The sequence below is a fragment of the Eisenbergiella tayi genome, from assembly GCF_001881565.1.
In the GTDB taxonomy this organism is placed as follows: domain Bacteria; phylum Bacillota; class Clostridia; order Lachnospirales; family Lachnospiraceae; genus Eisenbergiella; species Eisenbergiella tayi.
Window position 1 is genome coordinate 193217 of the sequence record NZ_MPDJ01000006.1, and the last position, 18019, is coordinate 211235.

13 protein-coding genes are annotated in these 18019 nt (G+C 49.0%); 12 read left to right on the top strand and 1 reads right to left on the bottom strand.

Annotated features, from left to right (window positions below; genetic code table 11):
* Positions 1–10 precede the first annotated feature (10 nt).
* The 7 genes from BLA28_RS22815 (at position 11) to prfB (ending at position 10177) form a co-directional block, all read left to right on the top strand.
* On the top strand, positions 11–1225 hold the full coding sequence (locus BLA28_RS22815; protein WP_071699499.1) for an extracellular solute-binding protein: 1215 nt from the start codon (positions 11–13) through the stop codon (positions 1223–1225).
* Between the two features lie 22 nt (positions 1226–1247).
* A complete protein-coding gene (locus tag BLA28_RS22820) occupies positions 1248–2147 on the top strand; it encodes a carbohydrate ABC transporter permease (RefSeq protein WP_071699500.1) in 900 nt (299 codons plus the stop codon).
* Positions 2148–3002, top strand: a complete 855-nt coding sequence (locus tag BLA28_RS22825) for a sugar ABC transporter permease (RefSeq protein WP_071699501.1) — start codon at positions 2148–2150, stop codon at positions 3000–3002. It begins immediately after the preceding gene.
* 11 nt (positions 3003–3013) lie between these two features.
* Positions 3014–4738 (top strand): glycoside hydrolase family 13 protein, encoded by a 1725-nt coding sequence (locus BLA28_RS22830; protein ID WP_071699502.1) that lies wholly within the window; start codon positions 3014–3016, stop codon positions 4736–4738.
* A gap of 10 nt (positions 4739–4748) precedes the next feature.
* The gene (locus BLA28_RS22835; protein WP_071699503.1) at positions 4749–5768 is read left to right on the top strand and encodes a LacI family DNA-binding transcriptional regulator; all 1020 of its coding nucleotides are present in this window, start codon (positions 4749–4751) and stop codon (positions 5766–5768) included.
* Positions 5769–6208: 440 nt separating this feature from the next.
* A complete protein-coding gene (secA, locus tag BLA28_RS22840) occupies positions 6209–8776 on the top strand; it encodes a preprotein translocase subunit SecA (RefSeq protein ID WP_009255184.1) in 2568 nt (855 codons plus the stop codon).
* A 275-nt stretch (positions 8777–9051) separates the two neighbouring features.
* Positions 9052–10177, top strand: a protein-coding gene (gene prfB, locus BLA28_RS22850; protein ID WP_408607642.1) for a peptide chain release factor 2 whose coding sequence is annotated in 2 segments (ribosomal slippage) — positions 9052–9114 and positions 9116–10177 — 1125 coding nt in all. Because the reading frame shifts where the segments join, the coding sequence is not laid out codon by codon here.
* Positions 10178–10662: 485 nt separating this feature from the next.
* Here prfB and BLA28_RS22860 read toward each other — a convergent pair.
* The gene (locus tag BLA28_RS22860; RefSeq protein WP_071699505.1) at positions 10663–11613 is read right to left on the bottom strand and encodes a helix-turn-helix domain-containing protein; all 951 of its coding nucleotides are present in this window, start codon (positions 11611–11613) and stop codon (positions 10663–10665) included.
* 238 nt (positions 11614–11851) lie between these two features.
* Here BLA28_RS22860 and BLA28_RS22865 point away from each other — a divergent pair, with 238 nt between their 5' ends.
* The 5 genes from BLA28_RS22865 (at position 11852) to BLA28_RS22885 (ending at position 18010) form a co-directional block, all read left to right on the top strand.
* Positions 11852–13300 (top strand): Sapep family Mn(2+)-dependent dipeptidase, encoded by a 1449-nt coding sequence (locus BLA28_RS22865; RefSeq protein WP_071699506.1) that lies wholly within the window; start codon positions 11852–11854, stop codon positions 13298–13300.
* Between the two features lie 60 nt (positions 13301–13360).
* Positions 13361–15058: an extracellular solute-binding protein gene (locus BLA28_RS22870; protein WP_069157445.1), complete on the top strand. Its 1698-nt coding sequence runs from the start codon at positions 13361–13363 to the stop codon at positions 15056–15058.
* 114 nt (positions 15059–15172) lie between these two features.
* Complete coding sequence (locus tag BLA28_RS22875) at positions 15173–16099, top strand: ABC transporter permease (protein ID WP_242878390.1); 927 nt, start codon at positions 15173–15175, stop codon at positions 16097–16099.
* 34 nt (positions 16100–16133) lie between these two features.
* Entirely contained in the window at positions 16134–17006 is an 873-nt protein-coding gene (locus BLA28_RS22880; RefSeq protein ID WP_044965254.1) for a carbohydrate ABC transporter permease, read from the top strand.
* On the top strand, positions 17006–18010 hold the full coding sequence (locus BLA28_RS22885) for a uroporphyrinogen decarboxylase family protein (protein ID WP_071699507.1): 1005 nt from the start codon (positions 17006–17008) through the stop codon (positions 18008–18010). The genes BLA28_RS22880 and BLA28_RS22885 overlap by 1 nt, the downstream gene beginning before the upstream one ends.
* The last annotated feature ends 9 nt before the right edge of the window (positions 18011–18019 follow it).

Consider the following 18019-nt stretch of genomic DNA (forward strand, 5'->3'; position numbering starts at 1 on the left):
AAAGGTGCGTATGAGGAAGAAAATAATCAGCGCTGCACTTGCCTTTATGTTGGCTGCGGTCTCTTTGGGGGGCTGCGGCCAGGAGGGGAAGGAAGCGGCGGATCAATCGGTTATTACGATATGGCATGATAAGGAGGATGCGGTTGTCCAGGTGCTGCAGAAGCAGCTGGATGAGCTGGCGCCGGAGGTGACGGTGAAGCTGGAGCGGAAAAGCGATTTGACGGAAGCTTTGAAAATGGTGGGGAATGATCCTAAAGCTGCGCCGGATATGTATTTTTTTGCTCATGATAAGATTGGTGTTTATGCGGAGATGGGGATTTTGTCTCCTGTTACGGATTTTATTCCCATGGAGGAACTGGAACCGTATATGGATATGACGATTAAGGCGGCAACCTATCAGGATGTGGTATATCAGCTGCCGGTTTATTATGAGACGCTTTTGTTTATGTATAATAAGCGGTATATGAAGGAGGAAGAGGTTCCGCAGACTACGGAGGAGCTTTATTCTTATATGGAGGAGAATACAAAGGGAGGCCATTATGGGTTTGTGGAGCAGCATAGTACGGCTTATTACAGCGCGGGGTGGATTCATGGTTTCGGGGGATATATCATGAATGACCAGGGGGAACCGGGGCTGGATTTGCCTCAGACGCAGAAGGCGCTGGAGTATCATAAGAAGTTTGTGGAGCTTATGCCGGGGGAAAGCGAATATGCCACGGTAAATACTCTTTTCAGCGAAGGGAAAGCACATGCTACGATAGCGGGGCCGTGGCTGGTGCCTGCTGTGCGGCAGACGGGAATGGATCTGGGGATTGCACCCATGCCTGTGGTGGATGAAACAGGAATGCCGATTGCGCCTTACAGCGGGGTTCAGGGGATCCAGGTGCTTAAAATCGCAGGGGAGAATAAAAAAGAAGCGGTGGAGCTGGTGCTTCGTAAGCTGATGGATCCGCAGCTTCAGGTGGATTTGGCTAAGGCCAGCGGCTGTGCCCCGGCCAGCGAGGCCTGTTATGAGATGGAAGAAATCCTGTCGGATGATGTGGTTATGGCTATGAAGCAGACGGCGGAAGATGCGGTTCCCATGCCGAACCGGCCGGAAATGGATGTTATGTGGACGGTGGCAGGAAATCTGCTGGCTGATATTAATATGAGCGGCAGGGGAGTGGAAGAAAGCTGCGTCAAGGCGCAGAAGGAAGCACTCCGGCTGATCGGGCAGATGAAGTGAGAAGCGGGAAAGGAGAAAAAGGGTGGAGCGTAAGGGGAGAAAGAGAGAGATAATAGCAGCATATCTGTGGTCGGCGCCTTCGCTGCTTTTGATTTTGCTGATCGTTATCTTTCCCATTGTATATACGGGTTACATTTCTTTTACCAATATGAACGTATACCACTGGTTTGATTATGAGCTGATCGGGCTGGATAACTACAGGGATGCATTGCTGGTATTTGATAATGGGTTTCTGCAGGCGCTTGTTCTGACGGTGGTATGGACAGTTGTCAATATGGTGCTGCAGCTGGTGATAGCGTTCCTTCTTGCCAGTTTATTGAATCTTCCGGGACTGCGGCTTCGCAATATTTATAAAACGCTGCTGATTTTTCCTTGGGCGATGCCCGGATATGTTTCCATTCTGCTCTGGAAGACGGGGATGTTTAATTCGCAGTTCGGGCTTTTGAATCAGTGGCTTGGGAAATTGGGGATGGAGCCGGTAAGCTGGCTGTCGGGGGACGGGCTTGCCTTTGTGTGCTGTACGGTTGTAAATCTGTGGCTGGCGCTGCCGTTTATGATAACTATCATTGACGGTGCCCTGCAGAGCGTGGACAGAAGCTTTTATGAGAGTGCCCTGCTGGAGGGAGCGAATTGGCTGGACAGGGCGCGGTATATCACGATTCCCATGATCAGGCCCATTATTGCGCCGTCCGTCATTATTACGGTCTTCACCACTTTCAAGCAGTTCGATGTGATTTACCTGCTGACACAGCAGGCGGGAGGGAAGACAGGCGCGCATATTCATACCATTCTTACCTATGCTTATGAAAATGCATTTATAACCAATAATTACGGGTACAGTTCGGCAGTGTCTATTCTTATATTCCTTATGCTGATTCTGTTTTCCTGTGTGACCGGAGGGAAGAGGAAGGAGGAGGGGTAAATGGCTTATAAAACCGGGAAAAAAGCCAGGAAAGCGGCGCTGCTGCTTGTGGTTAATCTCTTTTTTGTCTTGCTGTGTTTTCTGGTGCTGATACCAGTGCTGTATGCATTTTCCGTGTCACTGAATGCTGACAACAGTCTGCTTAGCTCCGATTTTTCTTTTCTTCCGAAGCATATGACGCTGGCGAATTACCGGGCGGTATTTGTGGAGGAACCTATTTTAAGATGGTTTTCCAACAGTATATGGATGGCGGCGGCCGCGGTTTTCATTTCCCTGGGGACGGGAATCCCGGCAGCCTATGTGTTTTCCAGGAAAAAATTTCCGGGAAGGAAAGTTATTCTGCGGCTTCTGATTCTGCTGTATGCATTTCCGGCGCTGCTTTCCATGACGGCTTTGTATAAGCTGCTGAGTCCCATGGGGCTTATCAACAGCAGGATGGGGCTTCTCATTGTGTATACGGGAACCATGTCGGTATTTGCCCTGTGGAATATGAAAGGGTATTTTGATACGATTCCGGTGGAAATAGAAGAAGCGGCCATGATTGACGGGGCGAAACCGGTGCAGCTGGTGACGAAAATCGTGCTGCCTCTGGCGAGGCCCACGATTGTGGTGACGGGGATGATGGTGCTTATTTATGTGTGGAATGAATATATTTTTGCCATTAACTTTATGACGGGAGAGGAAACATATACGCTGGCGGCAGGGCTTTATTCCCTGCAGGCTACGGAGATGAGCGGCAGCTGGCCGGTGTTTGCGGCGGCGTCCATAGTGGTTTCCGTCCCTATCCTGATCATATTCTTCGCATTGCAGAGAAACATGACAACCGGCCTGACATCAGGCGGTGTAAAAGGCTGAAAGGATACGGTATGAACAAAAAAGCAGTTTTGCATATTCCCATGTCACAGTATGCTTTTGCCCTGGATGAGGAACGTATGGTCTTCCGGCTCCGTACGGCGCGGGGAGATATGGATGCCTGCCGGCTGTATTACGGGGATCGTTCCTGTCGGCAGACGCCGGTGATTTTTGATTCTGTCCTCATGAAGGTGGCGGCGCAGGATGAGCTGTTCGATTATTATGAAACGGAGTTTGTAAGCCCCTACAGGCGGTTATGTTATTATTTCGAGCTGACGGCGGGGGAAGAACGGTTTTTGTATTATGGGGATTTTTTCTCCGATCATTGTGTGGATGACCGCTCGGAATACTACCAGTTTCCCTATATGCACAGGGATGATCTTGTCCGGCCTCCCCAATGGATGCAGGATGCGGTGGTTTACAATATTTTTCCGGACAGCTTTGCTTCAGGGAAAGGGTTTATCAGCAATGAGGGGAGCAGGAAGGAATTCCATGGAAAAACAGTACGAGGGAAACGGGGCGGAACACTGCGGGGAATTACGGAAAATATCAGTTATCTGAAGGAGCTGGGATTTAACACCCTGTATATGAATCCGATTTTCGCCGCGGGGGAATATCATAAGTATGATTTGATCGATTATTTTCATGTGGATCCGTGCTTCGGCCGGGATGAGGATTTCCGCGAACTGGTGGATACGTGCCACGGAAACGGAATGCGTGTTATTATAGACGGCGTGTTCAATCATTGTGGATGGCAGTGGGATAAATTCGAGGATGTTGTGGATAAAGGGAAGGATTCCCAATACAGTGACTGGTTTTACCGGCTGGAATTCCCGGTGCACAGGCCGGAGGATCCGGAAATTTATCCGGATTATGAGTGTTTTGGGTATGAACGCATGATGCCGAAGCTGGCAACGGACCGGGAAGCGGTGGCGGATTATTTCTGCCGGGTATGCCGGTACTGGCTGGAGGAGTTCCATATTGACGGCTGGCGGCTGGATGTGGCGAGTGAAGTGAATGACGATTTCTGGCGGCGGTTTTACCGGACGGCGAAGAGCGTGAATCCGGAAGCGGCGCTGATCGGCGAAGTGTGGGAGAGCGCGGGACACTGGCTGGACGGAAAGATTTTTGATTCTTCCATGAATTATGATTTCCGCAAGCATTGCCGCAGGTTTTTTGCCTCCCGCTCCATAGATGCGGCGGCCTTTGACGGGAGGGTTACCCATATGCGGATACGCTACAGGAGGCAGAGCGTTTTCGCCCAGATGAATCTGCTGGACAGCCATGATGTGAGCCGGTTTTTGTCACTGTGCGGCAAGGACAGAGGGGCTTATGAACTGGCGGTGCTTTTCCTTATGACCTTTCCGGGTATGCCTTCCGTATTTTACGGGGATGAGCTGGGGGTGGAGGGTGTGCTGGAGGATGAGTACAGACAGGCTATGCCCTGGGGGCGGGGGGATACGCTCCTGTCATTTTACAGGGAGGCTATCCGCCTTCGGAACGGGGAAAAGGCCCTGCGCCGGGGCAGCTTCCGCACGGTGAGCGCTGAAAAGGGAAGCAGGCTGTATGTATATGAAAGGCGGCTTCCGGAAGAGTCCGTGCTGGTTGCCATGAATATGGAAGAAAACGATGCGGCGCTTATGCCGGAATGGCTGGAAGGCCGGATCCTGTGGCAGCGAGGGCTGCGGGGTGAGCGGCTGGGCAGCAGAGGCTTTGCGGTCATAAAAAAGGAATGGTGAGGAGAAGAGTATGTCGGTAACAATCAGGGATGTGGCAAAGGCCGCGCAGACATCTGCGGCTACCGTTTCAAAGGTGATGAATGGTTCCGGTTCCATTTCACAGGCGACCATTGACCGTGTGGAGCAGGCCATGCGCGATTTGGGATACCATCCCAACGCCAGGGCGCGCAATTTCGCCAGGCAGTCCACAAAAATGGTGCTGTTTTTGACAACATTGGGTAAAAATGCGGGCTTCAGCAATCCCCATATGTTTGAAATGATGTCCGGAATGGAAGAGGCGCTGGCTAAAAAGGGCTATCTGCTTTGTGTGAAAAGCATTGCGGCGGAAGAGGCCTGCGGCTTTGTGGAAAAGATATTTGATTCCAAGGAGGCGGACGGCGTGGTGCTTCATGCATCCATTATTTCACCGGCCATGGATGAGCTGGTTGCCGCGAGGGAAATTCCCCATATCGTAATCGGCATCCCTGATTTCCCCAGCCATTTCAGTTGGATAGACATTGATAACCGCCTGGGCGGAGAACTTGCGGCGCGTTATCTGCTGCAGTGCGGCTATTGTTCTCTCGCTTTTCTGGGAGGAAGGCAGGAGGACCGTATCAGCGGACACCGCCTGGAAGGGGTGCTTTCCGTATTAAATGAACATGATGTGCTGATCCCGGGAGGGCATCTGAGACACGGAGCCTCTGACTGTGACAGCGGTTATGCCATGACGGAGGAGCTGCTTTCGCAGAAGGAGCGCCCGGATGCTGTTATCTGTGCAAATAATTATATCGCCTATGGCTGTGTCATGGCGCTGAAGGAGCATGGAGCAGAGATTCCGGAGGAGATAGGAGTAATTGCTTTTGATGAATATCCGCTGTCGCGGATTTTAAAACCAATGCTTACGGTGGTGGATATTGATGTATTTGATATGGGGTATCAGACCGGAAAGTGTATTTTGTCTAAAATCAGGAAGCCTAATCTGACGGTGCGTTATTACAGCACACTGCCTTCCGTGCTGGAACGGGAATCTACCAGGAAAAAGACGATTTGAAAAAAAGGAAGGTGTCTCAAGAAAAGGAAAGAAAGACTGTCGGCAGTGATCACGGGAGCTGCCGACAGTCTTTTTGCTGAGTCATATTTTTATATGATACAAGTTTGACTGAGCAGTTTCAGCGGACGGATGTGTCTGCGGCCTGGATACTAAAGGGAAAATTTACAGACTTTTCATAGTTTATCTATAGATTTTTTTGGGAAAAAGTCATATAACATAAATGATAAATAAAATGGAAGCGGCAGCTTTTGTAAAGATATTCCTGAAAACAGCTGCCAAAAACAGGCTAAGGTTTTCCCGGATAGCAGATAAAAGTTGAACAAACGCCGCTTTTCTGCTATTATAGGGGGTAGTGCATGTCCGGCTCAGGCTGTAAAAGGCCGGGAAACGGGCCGCGACAGGTTATTTTATGCGGACAAAACGATTGGAGCAAATACAAAATGAATGTAATTCAAAAAGTTTTCGGCACGCACAGTGAAAGGGAATTAAAGCGAATCACTCCCATAGTGGACAAGATTGAGTCTTTAAGGCCTTCCATGATGGAACTTTCCGACGAACAGCTGAAGGATAAGACGAAGGAATATAAGAAGCGTCTTTCCGATGGGGAAACTCTGGATGATCTGCTTCCGGAGGCATATGCCACGGTACGTGAGGCAGCCAGGAGAGTACTGAATATGGAGCCCTTCCGCGTGCAGCTGATCGGCGGTATTATCCTGCATCAGGGACGTATCGCTGAAATGAAAACAGGTGAAGGTAAGACATTGGTGTCCACGCTTCCTGCTTATCTGAACGCTTTGGAAGGCAAGGGAGTCCACGTGGTAACGGTCAATGATTACCTGGCCGCCAGAGATGCCGCCTGGATGGGCGCTGTGCATGAGTTTTTGGGCCTGGAAGTAGGTGTGGTTTTAAACAGCCTGAAGCCGGAGGAGAGGCGGGCTGAATATGCCAAGGATATCACCTATGTTACCAATAATGAGCTGGGATTTGATTACTTAAGAGATAACATGGTCATTTATAAGGAGCAGCTTGTGCTTCGTGACCTGCATTATGCCATCATCGATGAGGTTGACTCCGTATTGATTGATGAGGCAAGAACGCCCTTGATTATTTCCGGACAGAGCGGGAAATCCACCAGGCTTTATGAGGCCTGTGATATCCTCGCCAAACAGATGGAACGCGGCGCGGATATGGAAGATCTGTCCAAGCTGGACGCCATCATGGGTGTGGAACAGGAAGAAAGCGGCGACTTCGTAGTTAACGAGAAGGATAAGGTGGTAAACCTTACAGAGCAGGGTGTTGCCAAGGTGGAACGGTTTTTCCAGATTGAAAACCTGGCGGATCCGGAAAACCTGGAAATCCAGCACAATATTATCCTGGCCCTGCGTGCCAACAACCTGATGGCCCGTGACAAGGACTATGTGGTAAAGGATGATCAGGTTCTGATCGTAGATGAATTTACCGGTCGTATCATGCCGGGACGCCGTTATTCCGATGGTCTGCACCAGGCGATTGAGGCGAAGGAGCACGTACAGGTTAAGCGGGAAAGCAAAACGCTAGCGACCATTACCTTCCAGAACTTCTTTAATAAATTTGAGAAAAAATCAGGTATGACAGGTACCGCCCTCACCGAGGAAAAGGAATTCCGTGATATCTATGGAATGGATGTTATTGAGATTCCTACGAATAAGCCCATTCTGAGACTTGACCAGCAGGATGCGGTGTATAAGACGAGAAAAGAAAAGCTGCATGCGATCGTGGAAGCGGTGGAGGCATCCCATGCAAAGGGACAGCCGGTGCTGGTTGGTACCATTACGATTGAGGCTTCCGAGGAGCTGAGCGGGCTTCTGAAGAGGAAGGGAATCCCTCATAAGGTATTGAATGCGAAGTTCCATGAACTGGAAGCAGAAATCGTTGCGGATGCCGGTGTGCACGGGGCTGTAACCATTGCGACGAACATGGCAGGCCGTGGTACGGATATAAAGCTGGATGATGCCGCGAAGGAAGCGGGCGGCCTGAAGATCATCGGTACGGAAAGACACGAATCCAGACGTATTGACAATCAGCTGCGCGGCCGTTCCGGACGTCAGGGAGATCCCGGTGAGTCCAAGTTCTATATTTCACTGGAAGACGATTTGATGAGACTGTTCGGTTCGGAACGTCTGATCAATATGTTCAACACCATGGGTGTTCCGGAAAATCAGGAAATCGAGCATAAGATGCTGAGCAACGCCATTGAAACGGCTCAGAAGAAGATAGAAAGCAACAACTTCGGTATCAGAAAGAACCTGCTGGAATATGATCAGGTTATGAATGAGCAGCGTGAAATCATTTACGCGGAGAGACGCCGTGTCCTGGATGGAGAAAGCATGCGGGATGTTATCTACAAGATGATCACGGATATTGTGGATAATACCGTTGACATGGTAATCGGGGAAGATGCGGATGTGGAGGACTGGAATTTCAAGGAATTGAATTCCCTTCTTCTGCCGATAATACCGTTGGTGCCTGTTACGAAGTCACGTGTGAACGGTTCGAAGAGAAACAATCTGAAGCAGCAGCTGAAAGAAGAAGCTGTGAAGCTGTATGAGAGCAAGGAAGCGGAATTCCCGGAACCTGAGGCTATCCGTGAACTGGAACGGGTTATTTTGCTGAAGGTTATCGATAACAAGTGGATGGCCCATATTGATGATATGGATCAGCTGCGTCAGGGAATCGGCCTGCAGGCTTATGCCCAGAGGGATCCTCTGGTTGAGTATAAGATGAGCGGTTATGAGATGTTCGATGCCATGACCGACGGTATCCGTGAGGATACGATACGTCTGCTGTTCCATGTGAGAGTGGAGCAGAAGGTGGAAAGAGAGCAGGTCGCTAAGGTGACCGGCACCAATAAGGATGACTCAGGCCCGAAGGCTCCGGTGAAGAGGGGCGCGGCTAAGGTTTATCCGAATGATCCCTGTCCTTGCGGAAGTGGGAAGAAGTATAAGAATTGTTGTGGAAGGAATAAATAGCATTCCTGGGAATGAAAGGCGTTTCTTGGAATGAAAACCCGGGAGGGTGTGGTGTCCGCGACTTTTTGTGTAACCCGGTAACCCGCCGGGCAGGCTCAAGGGCCTCCGGCCCTTTCGCTTTGCGGCTGTCGCCGCATGCAGGGGAGGAATCAGAAAGCTTTCGGGAAGCAGGCGTCCGGGCAAGGGGCGGCCCGGGCGTCTGTTTCCCGAAAGCTTTCTGATTCCTCTCCTGCGCCCGGCTCGTAGATAGTAAAAAGTAAAGGTGGTGTTCGACATTGGTTTTGTTAGATCAGATGAAACAGGAATTACAGGCTTATAAAACTCCATTGGCGGAAGTGAGGGATTCACTTTAACTTAGCAGAAAAGTTGAAGCGGATCGAAGAGATGGAACGTGAAATGGAGGCTCCGGGATTTTGGGATAATCCGGAGTATTCCAATAAGAAAATGAAAGAATTAAAGAACCTGAAGGATACTGTAGAGCAGATAGAACATCTCAGTACCCAGTATGAGGATATAGAAACACTCATCGAAATGGGCAATGAAGAAGATGATGAATCCATGGCAGAAGAAATACGCTCAGAACTGGATTCCTTCACGGATGAATTGGAAACGCTGCGCATCAGCACCCTCCTTACAGGAGAATACGATAAAAACGGCGCTATCCTCAAACTCAACGCAGGCGCAGGCGGAACAGAAAGCTGCGACTGGTGCAGCATGCTTTACCGCATGTATACCAGATGGGCGGAACGCAAGGGATTTACCCTGGAAGTCCTCGATTACCTCGACGGAGACGAAGCCGGAATCAAATCCGTTACCTTCCAGGTAAACGGCGAAAATGCCTACGGCTACCTGAAGTCCGAAAAAGGAGTGCACCGCCTCGTGCGAATCTCCCCCTTCAATGCACAGGGAAAACGCCAGACCTCCTTCGTATCCCTGGATGTTATGCCGGATATCGAAGAAGACCTCGATATTGAAATAAACGATGAAGATCTCCGTATCGATACCTACCGAAGCAGCGGTGCAGGCGGACAGCACATCAACAAAACATCCTCTGCAATCCGCATCACCCATCTTCCTACAGGAATTGTGGTACAATGCCAAAATGAACGCTCCCAATTCCAGAACAAAGACAAGGCCATGCAGATGCTCAAGGCCAAACTATACATGCTCAGACAGGAAGAAAACGCCCAAAAACTCTCCGGCATCCGCGGCGAAGTCAAAGAAATCGGCTGGGGCAACCAAATCCGCTCCTACGTATTCCAACCCTACACCATGGTAAAAGACCACAGAACCAACCATGAAACCGGAAACGTAGACGCAGTAATGGACGGAGCCCTAGATCCCTTCATCAACGCCTACCTGAAATGGATCAGCACCGGAAGTTCCCCGGACAACGAATAACAAACTAATCAAATCACAAAAATAATCCTAAAAGGCCATTGTATCCACAGCCAATATCACTGCGGACTCAATGGCCCTTTTTATCCCTTATTTTAAGTAAATTCAGAAATTACCCCAGGGAAAAACGCATCCGCCGCAGGGTCCCTCTCTGCTTTCCGGCCCGCCTTTTCCTTCCTCCCCGGGCGGCGGTGGGTGTGGGTACGGACCCATGGGAAAAAAAGGTGACTGTTTCTTAATGTTCCGTTTTGCCGGGAGACTGCCGTCCTTAGCGGCTTGTCTGACTCATCAGCCGACGTCAGTCGCTGGTGAGGAGTTTTGCCGCGTTGGCAGCCTCCCGGCAAAACGGAACATTTAGAAACATCCCTTTTTTGAGGCTGGATCCGAACCCACACCCACACCCACCGCCGCCCGGGGAGGAAGGAAAAGGCGGGCCGGAAAGCAGAGAGGGACCCTGCGGCGGATGCGTTTTTCCCGCTCCCCCGCCGTCAAAACTGAAAGATATGCCGCGTACTGTTATCTTCATAAGACCGCACCTCATGCTCCGTCGCCTCCGACAGATGCTCCTTCTTCCACTCAGAAGGAGACATATGCATATACTGCTGAAACTGCCGGTTAAAGCTGGAAAGACTGACATACCCCACCTGCCTGGCAATACTGTTCACAGGCTTCTGGTTCAGGTGAATCAGATGGCAGGCCTGCTGAATGCGGTAATGCTGCAGACATTCCAGAGGGCTGATTCCCACCATATTTTTAAACAGCCGCCGCAGATGGCTTTCGCTGATACAGCAGTGGGAGGCCAGCTCCCGTACGGAAAAAGCTTCCTCATAATGGCCATATATAAAGGTAAGAGCATTGCGTATATAAGAATACCCATCTTCTGATTCCGGAGTATGCCCGGCCGAAGCCGCGAGAGTGATACGGTTGATTTCTGAAAACAAAGAGAATAGAAGACCATGGACAGCCTGCTGATACAGAGGCTTTTTTTCGTGGAATTCCTGAAAAATCCGTGACAGAAAATAAAACAGCAGAGGAAAAGTATCCTCCTGTATGATCACGGGGATTTCCTGCAGCATATAGAAAATCTGCCAGATATCGGAACCGTAGTCCGCAGCCGATTCCAGAAAACGTATGGGATCGATATAGATATATTCCCATTGGCTTTCCTGTGTACCGCAGACAGCCATATGAGGAACCTGAGGGAAGAGGATGCTGAACGTCCCTGTTTCATAAACAGAGGGAGAACGCCCGGTCATAAACACCTGCCCGTTTCCCCGGATGCAGTGCCCGATTTCCAGTCCGTTATGGAAATGAAGATATTCCGGAGAATCCACAGAAATGGTCCAGTTTTCTCCGAGAAAAGCAAGAACCGGAAAACGGGCGGGAAAATCATAGGGCCTGTATCGGATAGGAAAGCGCTGGAATGATTGTTTCTGCATAGTTTTTATCTCCTTAATGATAGGAAGCCGGTACTTTGTATAATTATAATAATAGTAAATCAATAAATGAAGAAAAAAGTAATAAAGTGCATAAAAGTTCAGTAATATGCGGTTGTTTAACTACCTGCTTTCCGGAAAATTATAACGGAAAGAGTAAGAAAAGTAAAGGTATGCGGGTGGATATATCATAAACAGAAAAGTAGTGAATGAACGATTTTTGATGGGGAGAGAATGATATATGGACGAATTCCTGAATAAAAATAAGGTCGGTCTGCCGGAAATTCAGCAATGGGTTGAAGACAAGATGCCGGACATCGTAAAAGACCTGACACATATCTGCCGGATCCGAAGCGTAGCGGAAACAGAAGCGGTTCAATGTCCTCCGTATGGAAAGGGCTGCCTGGAGGTCCTGGAAGAGATGCTGCATATGGGTGAAGAAAATGGATTTTCTACCCGGAACTATGATAATTATGTAGGGAAGATTTCCTACGATACCTCGGAACAAAAAGAAAGTATCGGTATATGGGCTCATCTGGATGTGGTGGACGAAGGGGAGGGCTGGGACTATGAACCCTATGTCCCGGTGGTGAAGGACGGTTATTTTATTGCGCGGGGCTGCCAGGATAATAAGAGCTCCGCCATTATGGGACTTTATGTACTGAAATATATGAAGGAGCATCATATCCGCCTGGAGCATGGGCTGGAGCTGTATCTGGGAACCTGTGAGGAACAGGGGATGTTCGATTTGGATTACTACTGCGATAATTATGAATGCCCTGCCTTATCCCTTGTGCCTGACAGCGGTTTTCCTGTATGCTGCGGCGAGAGAGGATCCTTTAATGCTGAATTGATTTCCCGTAAGAAATGCGGGAAAGAACTTCTGGAGGCACATTGTGACTGTGGACTCTATACGATACCCGATATGGCACAGGTGACACTTACATACAGCAAAGAACTTTGGGAAAAAGCATCCTGTCTTCCCCTTCCTCTGGAAGCTGAAAGAGCAGGCGAAACCATACAAATCAGGGCAAGGGGGATTTCTGCCCACGCATCCAATCCTGAAGCAGGAGAAAATGCACTGACTATACTGGCGGAAGCTCTTTGTTCTCAGACTCTGATAAGCGACGAAAATAAGGAATTGTTTCGCATCATTCCTGCCATTAACCTGGACAGTACAGGAAAAGCCCTGGATGTATTCTGTGAGGATACCCTCTCCGGTCCCATTAGTCTGACCGCGACCCAGCTGCGTATGCAGGACGGTCATCTGGTAATAGGATTCCTGTCCAAATATCCTATAACCTGCAGTGATTTCCCATTTGAAGAACGGGCGGGAGCGGCAGCAAAACGGCAGGGATTTGACTTAAAAACAACCCGGCTTGCCAAAGCCAATTATTTTAATCCGGAACATGCGGTGGCACAGACGCTCACCCGAACCTGCAGGGAAATCCTGAAAAATGAAGAGGAACCTTTTGTTATGAGCGGAGGAACCTACGCAAGAAAGCTTCCCAATGCCTTTGCATTCGGTACCGGGATGAAGCTTCCGTCTCCGCCTGCAGGCCTGTTCAGACCCGGACACGGCGATTACCATCAGCCGGATGAAAGCATTTCCCTTCTGAGGATACGCAGGGCGCTGGAAATATATATCTGCGGAATCCTGCGGATAGACAAGCTGGATGTAAAACCATGAAAAGGCAGTATCACGTGGATAACCATGTGTGTAGCATAAGAGAGAAAGGATGAAGAGGTTATGAGAAAGTTGAAAAAAGCAAGTGCGGCGCTGACGGCAGCAATTCTGACAGCAGCTATGCTGGCAGGATGCGGCGGCGCAGCATCAGAAACAGCACAAAGCAGTACAACGGCACAGGAACAGACTTCCGCCCAGGCGGCAGATGCAGGAACAGAGGCGGCGGATACGGAGAGCGGAAGCACTAAAATTGCAGACGGGGATGTGACCCTGACCATATTCTGCGATTTCCAGACGGCAGCAAGAGCTTATTATTCTGATTTGGGCGAAAATCCTGTAGTACAGAAGATTTCTGAGGATACCGGACTGAAATTCGAGTTTATTCATGCACCGGTGGGAGATGACGGATCTTATTTCCAGCAGCTTCTGGCATCCGGAGATCTTCCGGATCTGATGTATACCAACCTGTTCCAGACCACCTACCCAGGCGGCGTGGAAGGAGCCATTGCAGACGGCGTTCTTTATAATGTAACGGATCTGGTGGAACAGTATGCAGTGAATTTCAACACGCTTTGTGAAGAAAGCGGTGACCCGGACGTTCAGAAGAAAATCAGAGGTGACGAAGGCAACATCGTTAAATTCGGAACGACCTGGCTTCCCCCTACCGATAACAACAAAGTATTCAATGGCCTGATCGTAAGACAGGACTGGCTTGACAAGTATAATCTGGAAGCGCCGGTTACCCTGGATGATTATACCAATGTACTTCGTACATTTAAAGAAAACGGCGTGCAGATTCCGCTTGCACTCTGCGAATTCAACCAGGCACAGTTTTATGCAAATAACCCAATAGCCTCCGCTTTTGATGTGTCCATCAAAGATTTCGATCTGGATGACGAAGGCAATGTTCATTACAGCAGAACCCAGGACGGCTACAAGGAATTTCTGACAGTGCTGAATCAATGGGCGAAGGAAGGCCTGATCGATACCGATTTTGTTTCCCGGACGATTGACGACTCTCTCAAGCTCTTTCAGAACGGTACGGCAGGTATGTGTTTTGCCCATACCTATAATGTAAAACAGTCTGTGACAGCCGGTGCGGCTGTGGATCCGGAATTCAAGCTCACTTCCTGCGAGATGCCGAGAGTGAATGCGGATGATATCACTCATATGTCCAAGATAACAAGCTCCATAAACTCCTATTCCTGGCAGGTTTCCGCTACCAGCAAGCATCCGGAAGAAGCTGTGAAATTCGTAGACTATCTGATGAATCCTGATGTAATGCTTCTTACCGCATGGGGAACCAATGAGGGAGAAGAAAAGACATATACGGAAAATGCGGACGGAACAAGGGAATTTACCGAGTTTGTCAGCAACAACCCGGATGGCCTGGATTACGATACGGTAAGATCACTTTACATGTGCGCACCTTTCCAGATTAAATACGATGAAACGATGGAAGCGGCTCAGTATGCGCTGGAAGAATGCCACCAGTCATGGGATGCATGGGGCAGTCAGAATGATGACAAGCATACGCTTCCCGGCTACCTGACACTGACGACTGAAGAATCCAAGGAACTGACACAGATCAAAACAAAGCTTGCCAATTACTCCGATGAAATGGTGTACCGTTTTATTTTTGGAGAGGAAGATCTGGAAACAGGCTGGGATGGCTTTGTGGCACAGCTGAAGGATTTGGGCAGCGAACGCGGAGAGGAAATCAATGCAGCCGCATATGCAAGATATGAAGCCCGTGAGTAAGAAGATTTAACCCTGTAAAATGCAGAAAAAGGCTGGCGTCAGTAAAGCCAGCCTTTGAATTTATATGCGTGCCGGCGCACGCAGAGAGGAGCAACGATGAAAAGAGGTGCGGTTATGACGCAGAAAGACCCTTTTTTTAAGAAGCTGTGGAAAAACATGAGGTCGCATCCCCTTTTGTACATCATGATTTTACCCGTTCTTGCGTATTTTCTGGTGTATCATTACTATCCCATGTATGGAATGATCATTTCCCTGTTTGATTATGTTCCTACAAAGGGGGTATTCGGCAGCGATTTTGTGGGGCTGAAGCATTTTAAAGCCTTTCTGGGAGATCCTTATTTCTTCCGTACCATGAGAAATACGGTTTCCATAAACCTGCTGTTATTGCTTTTCGGATTTCCCTTTCCGATTATCTTTGCCATTTTGCTGAATGAACTGACCGGCACCAGACTCCGGAAAATCACACAGACAATTACCTACATGCCCCATTTTATTTCTGCGGTGGTTATCTGCGGCCTTATGCTGGATTTCTGCAAAACCAACGGCGTTATCACCAGTGTCTTCACCGCCATTACAGGCCAGGAAGCCTCCAATATGTTCAGCCACTCCGCCTATTTCCAGCCGCTGTACGTGCTGATGTGTATCTGGCAGGAATTCGGCTGGGATTCCATTATCTATTTTGCGGCGCTGACGGGTATTGACCAGAGCCTGTATGAAGCAGCAGAAATAGACGGTGCGAACCGCTGGAAAAAAATCCTCCATGTTACCCTTCCCGGTATTTCTCCCACAATTGTTATTCTGCTCATCATGCGTATCGGTAATATGATGACTCTGGGCTGGGATAAAATCCTGCTTCTTTATAACCCTATGGTTTATGAAAAAGCGGACGTTATCTCCACCTATGTTTACCGGATTGGTCTGATGAATTTTGAATACAGCTTTGCTGCTGCCGTGGGATTTTTTAACTCCATCATTAATTTCATTCTGCTGATTCTGGCCAATTCCGTGAGCCGGAAGGTGAATGAAACAAGCCTGTGGTGAGAGCAGAGTCCATGTTGATAAAGAGAGGTGCGGTATGAAGAAAAAAATAAAACCCTTTCAGGTCGTAAACGTCCTGATTATGATTTTCCTGATTGGAATCACCCTGTATCCCATGTATTACGTGGTGGTAGCCTCCATCAGCGATCCGATTCTCCTGAAATCCCACACAGGGCTTCTGTGGAAGCCTTTGGGAGAAGCCACATTGGCAGGGTATCAGAAAACCCTGGCAAACAAAAGCCTGTTCAATGGCTTTAAAATCACACTGTTTTATCTGATAGCGGGTACCCTGCTTCAGGTGGGGCTGACCAGCTTTGCCGCCTATGTGGTTTCCAGAAAATGCTTCCTGATCCGCAGAGGAGTGATGAAGCTGATGATATTTACCATGTTTTTCAGCGGAGGGCTGATTCCGTTGTTTTTTGTCATCAGGAATACAGGGCTTTATAATACCATCTGGGTATCCAGTATCCCTTATGCGATCAGTGCCTATAACATGATCATTATGAAAACATTCTTTGAATCCATTCCGGAAAGCCTGGAAGAAGCGGCAGTCATTGACGGGGCCAATGATTTTACTATCTTTTCCAGAATCATCATGCCTCTGTCCAAGCCTGTTGTTGCGGTTATGATTCTGTATTACGGAGTGGGCCAGTGGAATTCCTGGTTTCCTGCGGCCATGTTCACAAGGGACAGGAAAATATACCCTCTGCAGATGATACTTAGGGAAATTCTCATAGAGAATCAGGCGCAGAATGCGGATTCCCTGATCGCTGCCGTGGAGGACACCTTCAGCAGTGAGCTGGTAAAATACTGTACTATTATTGTATCCACCATTCCCATACTGATTATCTATCCGTTCCTTCAGAAATATTTTGAAAAAGGCGTGATGATAGGGGCGGTGAAAGGCTGATGGTACAGAAAAAGGAAAATCTGCGGCGTATGCTGGAAGGACAGCCTCATGAGCACATTCCTGTGAGCTTTTTTCAGCATCTGAAGCCGGAAGAGCTGCATGGGGAAGCCTGTGTAAAAGCCCATATCCGGTTTTATAAACAGACAGATCCCGATTTCTTAAAAATCATGCATGACGGTCTGACGGCACCTGTTGATCTCGGCCTGACCAGCCTGGAAGAGTTAAAGGCCTACCGGCCGATAAAAGGCCGGAATCCCTATATCCGGGAATACCTGGAGCGTGCCTTACGGATTAACGAATCCCTGTTGGAAGAAACGGATACCTACAGTAATATTTTTTCTCCCTTCACACTTCTCAGAAGGATTGGGGATGACAGACTGCTGGGGTTTCTGAGGGAAGATCCGCAGGCGGTGAAGGATGCCCTGCTTTTTATGGGAGAGGATCTGGCATATCTGAGTGAAAAGCTGATTCAGGAAGCAGGCTGCCTTGGTATCTTTCTAGCCATGCAGGGAGCGGAAAACGGTCTTTTCACCCCGGAGGAATTTGCAGATTATATAGCGCCTTCCGAACAGCTGGTGCTGTCCGCGGCACAGGAAAGCTCTCCCTATAACATCCTTCATTTCTGCGGCTGGAACCAAATCAAAAATCAGCTGGAGCTTTGGCGTGACTATCCGGGGAATACCGTTAACTGGGCTGTTTATGTGGAACAGCTGCCCCTGGCTGAGGGAAGAAAATATTTCGGCATGCGCAATTGTATGGGCGGCTTTGACAACCGCCGGGGAAAGCTGCTGTATTCCGGGCCAAAGGAAGAAATCCGGCGGGAAACCACGAATATCCTGGAAACCTACCGGAATGCTTTCGGCAGTACGGACGGCCTGATACTCGGTGCGGACTGTTCCTTTCTGACGGACTTTGAGACGGAACGGTTTTGCTGGGTAACAGAAGCCCTCAGACAATGGGAGTGGGAAAGGAAAGAAAGACGGACAGAATTTCGGACCGGTTAAAAGAATCCG

Coding starts and splice junctions, on each gene's coding strand:
- BLA28_RS22815 (WP_071699499.1), top strand. CDS start 11: ATGAGGAAGAAAATAATCAGCGCTGCACTTGCCTTTATGTTGGCTGCG.
- BLA28_RS22825 (WP_071699501.1), top strand. CDS start 2,148: ATGGCTTATAAAACCGGGAAAAAAGCCAGGAAAGCGGCGCTGCTGCTT.
- BLA28_RS22830 (WP_071699502.1), top strand. CDS start 3,014: ATGAACAAAAAAGCAGTTTTGCATATTCCCATGTCACAGTATGCTTTT.
- BLA28_RS22835 (WP_071699503.1), top strand. CDS start 4,749: ATGTCGGTAACAATCAGGGATGTGGCAAAGGCCGCGCAGACATCTGCG.
- secA (WP_009255184.1), top strand. CDS start 6,209: ATGAATGTAATTCAAAAAGTTTTCGGCACGCACAGTGAAAGGGAATTA.
- BLA28_RS22860 (WP_071699505.1), bottom strand. CDS start 11,613: ATGCAGAAACAATCATTCCAGCGCTTTCCTATCCGATACAGGCCCTAT.
- BLA28_RS22865 (WP_071699506.1), top strand. CDS start 11,852: ATGGACGAATTCCTGAATAAAAATAAGGTCGGTCTGCCGGAAATTCAG.
- BLA28_RS22870 (WP_069157445.1), top strand. CDS start 13,361: ATGAGAAAGTTGAAAAAAGCAAGTGCGGCGCTGACGGCAGCAATTCTG.
- BLA28_RS22875 (WP_242878390.1), top strand. CDS start 15,173: ATGACGCAGAAAGACCCTTTTTTTAAGAAGCTGTGGAAAAACATGAGG.
- BLA28_RS22880 (WP_044965254.1), top strand. CDS start 16,134: ATGAAGAAAAAAATAAAACCCTTTCAGGTCGTAAACGTCCTGATTATG.
- BLA28_RS22885 (WP_071699507.1), top strand. CDS start 17,006: ATGGTACAGAAAAAGGAAAATCTGCGGCGTATGCTGGAAGGACAGCCT.